The sequence below is a fragment of the Sulfitobacter sp. F26204 genome (genome assembly GCF_026410305.1).
GTDB lineage: Bacteria > Pseudomonadota > Alphaproteobacteria > Rhodobacterales > Rhodobacteraceae > Sulfitobacter.
Map to the genome: position 1 here is coordinate 86550 of NZ_JAPMLQ010000011.1, position 8776 is coordinate 95325.

The window sequence follows — 8776 nt, forward strand, 5'->3', positions numbered from 1 at the left end:
ACATTACTCCGGCTGATCTGATCTGGGGATCATGATTTCAACCCTGCGGTTGCGTGCGCGGCCTTCTTTGGTCGCATTGTCGGCAATCGGGTCAACGGCACCTTTTCCTTCAACAAGCAGGCGGTCAGGGTCGATCAAGACGTTCTGCAGGATGTCGCTCACTGTCTTGGCACGGGCAATCGAAAGGTCCTGATTGGTCTTGAACTGGCCGCGACCCGTGGGCGGGATGCTGTCGGTATGGCCAACCACGCGTACCGGACCGTGTTCGTCGTCAAAGGTGCGCCCGATGCTGGTTGCAAGCATGCTGAAATCATTGGTCAATGTAGCTGATCCTGAACCGAATTGCAGCACATCCCCTACCCGCACAAAAACCCAATCATTGTTGCGGCCAACCTCAACCTGACCCGCTTCGATTTCTGTCGCGAGGGCGGCGCGAATGCGTTCAAGTTGCGTCGACTGCGGCGCTTCATAGGCGCGCACAATCGGTACAGTGCGTTCAATTGTTACTGGTGGCTGGTTCGCGTGCAGTGCCAGAATGCGTTCTCGGACCTCGGCACCTTCGCGTGTCAGCAGGGTCGAAAGCGTGGCAAAGAGGGAAACAACCATTACACAGGCAATCGCCGCAATGACCCATAAAGGGGTACCGCCACGCCGGCGTTTGCCACCCAGTAACACAGGTGTCCAGCGCACCGAAATGTCATCATCCGGGCGCGGCTGTACCCGGCGCAGGGTTTCGTAGATAGCGGTGCGGATGCGGCTGAGTTCAACACCGCCGTTGGGCATGGCACGGTACTGCCCTTCAAACCCCAGTGACAGACAGGTCAGCATCAATTCCAGAAGGTTGAACCTCTGACCGGGCGCACGCATCGCCTCGTCCATTTTCTGAAAGAACCTGACACCGGAAGACCGCTCTCCAAAGAACCGAGCCACCATGGAATATTCCAGCCATGTGCCACGATCCGCTCCCGGCAGGTTCTGCACGATGTCATCCGCCGTTGCACAAAGCGCATACTTCGCATCATTGGCGTCCATCTGTGGGACGCCGGTGCTCAGGGCCTTGCGTTCAAAATTGTCGATCTCGCGGGTGACGTGATCAATCAAGGGTGCGGGTTGCATATCGACCAACCCGGTGCGCAGGCGCCCTAGCAGGATAAGCAAACCCGAGGCCGCCCTGACAAGGGGATTGGAAGAACCGCCGGTCTCGGGACCCGCGGCACGCAAGGCATCCTGAAAGGCGATCCTGGGGCGAGGGGCATATTGCGGCACCTCTTGATTGGGACGGATTTCGGGGAAAATTTCAGACCCCGCCGGACGTTGCCCCGTCCCCGGCTGGTACAAGGGCTGTTGCGGAGTTGGATTGGCATAGGGGTTTTGCCCAGTCAGCCCCGGTTGCCCGTAATGTTGTTGCGGTTGTGGTGGAGAGGCATGCGGGTTCAAAGGCCCGCCAAGCCAGGTATCATCCGTTCCCGGCGTGTTTGCGGGCCTTTGACCGGGGGCTGCACGACCACCGGCAACCGGCCTGCCGGTTTCCGGCGACAAGGGTTGGCCAAATACGGTCTTGTCCGCGCCTGCATCCTTTGCTGGCCCGCCCGGTGGCGGTTGCCGTTGACCAAATACGGTTTTGTCGTCGTCTTCCGACATCACGCGCTCTCCGGTATGGCCCACATTTCAAGTTTCAGGTCAGGCCAGTTGCCGGCAAAATGCATTCCAATGGCCGGAGCAGTGGAAAACTCGCGCCACAATTCTGTTGATTTATCCAGCACGAAGTAAACATTTGTGCTGACCACCCTGATCTGACGGGGCGGGTTGGGCAAATGCACGATCCCGATGCCCGGCAGGTTGTTGTTGATGATCTGCTTCATGCTGGTCGAAGGACCAACCTTGGCCAGTTGCGGGAATTGCGTCTGCACCTGTGACAATGGCAAGCCCGAGCTGACTTCGATCACGAATGTTGCCTGTGCAAAAAGATTGCGGTCATTGACCAGTGCGGCATAGGAATTTGCGCGTACCTCCTTGAGTGGCAGGCGCACGGCGCGGCCGACATCACGGGCCAGTAGTCTCTGAATGTCCTGTACCACGGGATTGAAACTGCTTTTGGGGTTTTCGTGGTCATAGGCCACATAGGTCGGTGCCCGCCGCCCCCCTTGGTCGAATGTTGCCAGTTCCCCGGCCAGACCGATCAGTTTTTCATATAGCCGCTCAGGATGTACCGACGCCATCCCCTTGAGATGTTGCAACACCGGCAACTCGCGGTTCAGCACCATAAGCATCAAATAATCCGTTGCCTGCATACCGCCACCCGACGAGGGATCAGAAGCAAAGCGCGACAATGTCTCTAGTTTCGCTTCGATCCAACCCACAACGCGGCTGAGGTATCCTTCATATGCGTTGTGAACGCGCAGCACCAAACCGGTCGGCGGCACCGTATCATCCAATGTGACAATACCATCGCGCATTTCGATGATCCGGCCCAGGTGGATATTCTGGTAACCCGGCCGCGGCGTCTTGCGCAGTACCAATTCCAGCCGCGGCTCAGCGATTTCCAGGGTTTGTTCGTTACGCGCGGCAGAGGAGGTTTCAGAAACGGTTTCGGCAGCCAAAACATACCGCGTTGCTGCATTTGCGCCTTGGGGGGAGACAACCTGCCCGCCAATGCTTGCGTCCGGCAGGGTCAGCCAGATCGACAATCCTTGCGCTTCTTCCTCGGGAACCGGAACGGGCAAGGGCAAGGGCGCGCCACCGGGTGCATCAAAGGGGGTGCCATCAGGAAAGATCCCCGCCACCGCGGTCAGGCCAATCTTGGCCTGCTGTGCCATATCACGATTGAAACGCAGCTCGCTCACCCCCCAGGGATAGGGCGTGATGTCAGCCGTGCGCGCCTGCACCAACCGCTCAACATAGCGATCGGCCTGCTGCATGTGGTGAGGATGCAAGAAAAGCCCCTCTTTCCAGGCTACTTTGCTGGTCCAAGACATCGGCGGGCGGTTTCCTTTTTCTGTGGCACGCGGGCGGCACGTGTCGGTCAATCTGTGGTTAAGCCAGTGTGGCCACAGCAACCGCTGTGGTCAAGCAGAGGCGGCCCTTGTGAGGGCCCGCCCCCATCACTCAGGACCTAGAACTGGAACCGCATTTGACCGGTAATGCCGACACTGTCCAGACCACCTGAGAACCTTCCGTCCAGACGGATCGAAGCATCAAACTGCCGTGCGCCGCCAAAGGCACCAGGCTGGATCAGCTTGGTATAGTTCACACCCAGTGACAATTCTGCATAGGCACCCAGATTGCTGCTGGTCGTGGTCAGCGGATCAGCCTGGCGGTTGCCGTTTGCATCCAGTTGATACAAGCGCGACGTCGTGTCCTTGCCAAAGTCATGATAGTAGGTCGCCGTGCCGAATATATTCAACGCCGCCGTGCCGCTTGGCAAAACCTTGCTGCGTGACAGGGTGGCCGAGGCGAAGGCAACGGTGCTGACAATGTCGTCAATTTCCAGTACACGATCGTCCGTCTTGTTGTCCGGCGTGCCGCCGTCGAAACGCAAGGCATCCACCGAGGTCCGACTATGCGAAACACCAAGTGCAGGCACAAACACCAGCCCCGATTTTTCGCTGAGTGGAAAGGCGTAACCGACAGAGCCGCTGATCGTCGTGCTGGAGCTGTCATATTCCTGATCCGCGACACCAATGTCGTCATCGCCTCCCGCAACAATCCCGGCAGCGAGCGTGTTGGTCAGCTCGAACGAAGTCTGGTCAAAGCGCAATTGCACATCGCCAAACAACCGCCCCCGCGATGCACCGATATAGGCACCCGCATAGGTCTGGGAAAAGTCGGTATCGTTTATGGAAGTAATCGAATTGCGGTTCAGGCTGGCCGTGCCGGGATCGAATTCAAAGACCGGCTGCGACAGGGACCCCGTATTTGCGCCAAGAATACCGCCAAAGCTGAGGTCGAAACCGGCATAGCGGCTGTCAAAGCAAGAGAAGTCAAAGCCGACCTGCAAACCGCCATAGCTTGCCGAAATTTCGGAATCGAAGCTGCCGATTGACGTTGCGGTTGCACCGGTCACATCTGCTGTCCCGCCGACACCGCGCGCCCAAGAGCCAAAGCCGCAGGGATCGTCGTCTTCCGCTGCCAATCCGGCGACAAAGGGGCTTGAGGGGCGGTTCACAACTGTATTGATCAGGGATTGCGTCAAGGTCAGCCCCGAGGCAATGCCTGCAACCGCAGGGTTTGCACCGGCATTGATGACCAGTGCCTTGCGGTCCGCATCATTGATAAAGCCATAGACCAGTGCCCCATTCGCAGGCAGACCGGTTTGATCAAAAGCAAAGGCAGGGTCCAAGGATCCATAACTAAGCACAGTCAACCCGCCGTCAAGCGTACCGAAATCTTGGCTCAGGTTGCCGAAATTGAACACGACATCACCGCTTACTGCACCTGCGACGTTCATCCGGTCCGCACCGGGCGTTAACGGATCAAGGTTGATGTCGGTATTGACCACACCATTCAACACAGCGTTGCCAGACACGGTCATAACATCATTAACCGACCCGTTTCCTGCCATGTTGATCACGCCGGATTCCGCATTCGTCAGGTCACCGCCCGCCTGTGTAGCGCCAAAGGCGTTCAATCGCGCATTGTTCACCACATTTGCGTTGATCCGGCCTGCATTGTTCAGCATCAGATCAGCATTGTTGGTGACGGTCCCGGCGGTGATCTGGCCTCCGTCCTGCACCGTCAGTGTATTGTTGTTGGCAAATGCGCCACCCGATAGGATGCCCATGCTCTGCACCAGTGCCGTGCCGTTATTGGTGAAGCTGTCATAGTTCATGGTGCCGGTTTCGGCGATAAATTCCAGATCGTTGACAAAGGATCCAACGAATGAAGTGCCCGCAAGCAATGAGGTCACACCGTTATTGGTAACGGTGCCATCCACAGTCCCACCAGCCAGACGCATCCGGCTTGCGTTGACGACATTGCCCGTCACCTGGCCAATCAGGTCAAGTGTGTTGTTGTTGGCGATGTCGCCCGCAACCGCGCCACCCTCTGCTACTGTCAACTGTGCGTTGTTGGTGACTCCCCCGTCGTTGGTCCCTGAGATCAAGGTTACACCCCGGTTGATAATGGTTCCGGTTTGGGTGCCTGTCAGGTTCACGGTACCATTTGCAGCGTTCACGATATTGCCGGACATAGTGCCAGAAATATTCGCCGTGCGCCCCGCGTTGTTGGCCAGATTACCAACGATCGCACCGTTAGCATTCAAGGTGCCGTTGTTGGTGATATTCATCGCGACACGGCCGGAGGTTTCGATGTTCAGATTGCCGCCGTTCGCAAGGATGCCGTTCGCAGAAGACAAGCCGCCACGGACGGTCATGGCACCTGCGTTGGTTACCGTGCCGCCATTGTCCAGGGTTGTCGTGCCATCCGCTATTATCAGGGTACCACTGCCGTTGTTGGTAATGCTGTTTACATCAGTCAGGCTGCCCGTGATCGTCACTTCAGCATTGCCTGCTTCCAATACACCGTCCAGCCGCCCCGCAATCGAGACAGTCCCACCCTTGGCCTCCAGGGTACCAAGGATGGTACCGGTTGAAACCAGATCGCCGGCGTTCACGGTCACGCCGCCATTCAAGCTACCAGTGTTGGTTACCTGACCGCCAGCAACAGTGGTGAACCCGGAAACCGTTCCACTGACGGTCGCTGTGCCTGCATTGTTTGTCAGGCTGCTTGCTGTGCCGGTGATGTCCAGTATCGCAGAGTTGGTAACAGCACCGCTGCTTGCGCCAAGCGTTAGCGTGCCGGTGTTATTGGCAATCGTGCCAACTGTACCGCCCGCGAAATCAAGCGCGCCACCGTTGTTGGTGACGTTGCCGACGCTGCCTGCGTTTCCGACAAAGGAGCCGCCTGTCGACGCCAGATTGCCCATGTTGCCTGTGTTGGTAATCGTGCCATTCACCAACGTTGTCAGACCGTTGATGGTGCCGGAGTTTTCAAATGTCCCAGCCTGGTTTTCCAAAGTGCCAACAGTGCCCGCATTCGTTGCTGTACCGGAATTCGTCACCGCGCCAACTTCACCACCGCCGGCGATGGTCAGCAAACCGACGTTGTTCACTACGGATTGCGCACTGCCGCCGTTGATCGTGACTGTACCCCCGGTATTGCCCACGCCGCCGATCGTGCCGCTGATGTTGGTGATGGATCCGCCAGTCAGGGTGACATTACCCAATGAGCCGCTATTGGAAACGGCACCTGCGGTGACGGTCGTGCTGCCCGTCACGGACCCGCTGTTGCCAAAGGTACCACCAGAGATGCTGGCAATCCCCACTGTGCCGGCATTTGTCGTTGTCGCAGAAGAGCTTAACGTCCCGACAGAGCCAGCAGCAATAGTCAGACTGCCCGAGGTGTTGTTGGCAGTACCGACAGATCCCGCCTGCACCGTCGAAGACCCTCCGGTATTGTTCAATGTACCCACATTTCCGGAGGTGCTGAAGGTCCCACCTGAAATGCCTGCCGTATTCACGCTGCCACTGTTCACAAAGGATCCGGCGCTCTGGCTCAACGTCCCGACTGTGCCCGCATTGGTCGCCGTTGCACTGTTGGTCATAGCAGTGACGTTGCCGCCAGTAATTGTCGCTGATCCGCTCACGTTGTTGAGGGATGCAACCGTACCGTCAGACACGGTCACCCCACCACCATTGTTGGTCAGCACATTGGTGATGTTGCCCGCCGTGGCAAAGGTACCGCCGGTGACAGTTGCCGTTGCGACGGTCCCGTTGACACCCACGGTGCTCGTCGCTGCAGAATCCACCGTGGTCACCGTGCCACCATTGACGTTGAGGATGCCATTTGTGTTCACTGCTGCGTTTACCGTGCCACCGGTAACATTCATCGTGCCGCCCGTGATCGTCGCTGTCCCCGACACCGTGGTCGTGGCAGGGGTAACACCAAGCGTTGCGATGCCGGTTTCAAACGTGCCGCCCGAAATCGCCACATCGGTCAATGCACCCGCACCTTCGTTGCTGGCCATCCCCGCAGTTACGGTCAACAAGCCACCGACAGTGCCCTCGTTTGCAAAGGTACCGGCGGTATCGACATCACCCAGGACAGACCCGCCATCGCCGATACGCAGGGTGCCGCTCTGGACATCCGTCAAACCGGTAAAGGTATTCACTCCTGAAAGGACAAGTGTGTCCGTCACACTGTTCACCACCAATGCAACAACATCTGGCCCCGGCAGCGGATTCCCCGCACCGGCAATCACGCCGCTGAATTCGGTTACAACCGGCACCGCCAGGGTGCCCGATTGCGCAATGGTCAATGTATTGCCATCCAGAGCGACGGTACCGGTCCCGGCAAGGGATCCGATTGTCTCATTCGTCGTGGCAAGGTTCAGCCTGTCGTTCACCACCACCGCACCGTCGTCTGCAATGCTATTGGCATTGCCCAGAACAAGGATGCCGTTTTCCACTGTGGTGGTCCCGGTGTAGGTATTCACGTTTGTCAGCGTCAGTTGGCCGGTCCCGCCCGCACTATCGACCGTCAGACCGCCAGCTCCAGACATTACCCCCGAAATCGTTGTCAAATCATCGCTGGCAACGGTCAAAATACCGGCCGCATCAATATTTCCGGTCAACACCACGTCAACACCTGCATCAGCATCCAGCGTCCCGCCTGCCGCCGCAACGGTCAGGGCATTCGCAATCGTCGAATCCGCCGTCACGTTCAATGTGCCGTCCTCAAGGGTGATCGTCCCGGTCCCAAGCGTATTCAGGACACCATCGTTGCTACCGCTGATGACACCGGTGCCGCTGACGCTCAAACCACCTGTCAGGCCTGAATTGTCGCCAGTCAGTGTCAGCGTGCCGCCAGCAATATTGCTCAATGATCCCGCACCGCTCACCATGCCGGCGAAGGTCGCATCACCACCCCCATCAAAGGTGAGCGCACCCGCAGTGCTGATGCCCCCCGTCAGATTGGCATCGACGCCAGGCAAGGCGCTGATCGTGCCACCTGCTGCAGCAACAGCAATATCATTCGACACACCCGTTGTTGCCGTCACAGCCATTGTACCCGTGCTGGCCGGCAGGACATCAGAGCCGAGCGTGATCAATCCGATACCAAAAGCGTCATCGGAATTACCCGCAACCACCGCGCCGCCGCTGATGTTCATGCCGCCGGTCAAACCCGCATTGTTCCCTGTCAAGGTCAGCGTGCCTGCCGCAATCTTGTTCAGGCTTCCTGCACCTGTCAGCATCCCTTCGTAGGTGCTGCTCCCCCCTGCGAGTGTCAGCGCATTGCCATTGACATTCACCGTAGTCGCCGCACCTGTCCCAACAAGCGTCCCAATCGTTTCGTCCGCCAACAGGACGAGCGCACCAGCACCCCCCAAGGTTACCGAATTTGTATCACTCAATGCATCCGTCGCGCTTATCGTCAGCGTCGCATCATCGATCGTCGTCGCCCCGGTGACCATGGCGGTATCCGCAATCGTATGTCCCGCGCCGCCGTCCAGATCCAGCGCCGTGATCACGACATCCCCCGACAGATCCACATCGCTGCTCGCCGCTGAAGCCGTCACCGTGGTTGCCGTCCCCGACGAGGCCGTCAGAATGCCATTCGCACCCAGCGTGACCGTGGTCAGCGCGCCTCCCGTCTGGGTCAGCGTCGCATTATCAATCGTCGTCGCCCCGGTGACCATGGCGGTATCCGCAATCGTATGTCCCGCACCGCCGTCCAGATCCAGCGCCGTGATCACGACATCCCCCGACAGATCCACATC

General features: G+C 58.4%; 3 protein-coding genes. All 3 read right to left on the reverse strand.

Going from position 1 to position 8776, the window contains the following annotated elements; all coding sequences use genetic code 11:
• Nucleotides 1–3: 3 nt before the first annotated feature.
• Entirely contained in the window at nt 4–1641 is a 1638-nt protein-coding gene (icmH, locus tag OS190_RS18965) for a type IVB secretion system protein IcmH/DotU (protein WP_267160277.1), read from the reverse strand.
• Nucleotides 1641–2975, reverse strand: a complete 1335-nt coding sequence (tssK, locus tag OS190_RS18970) for a type VI secretion system baseplate subunit TssK (protein WP_267160278.1) — start codon at nt 2973–2975, stop codon at nt 1641–1643. Before tssK ends, icmH begins: the two co-directional genes overlap by 1 nt.
• Nucleotides 2976–3112: 137 nt before the next feature.
• Complete coding sequence (locus tag OS190_RS18975; RefSeq protein WP_267160279.1) at nt 3113–8752, reverse strand: beta strand repeat-containing protein; 5640 nt, start codon at nt 8750–8752, stop codon at nt 3113–3115.
• Nucleotides 8753–8776 lie beyond the last annotated feature (24 nt).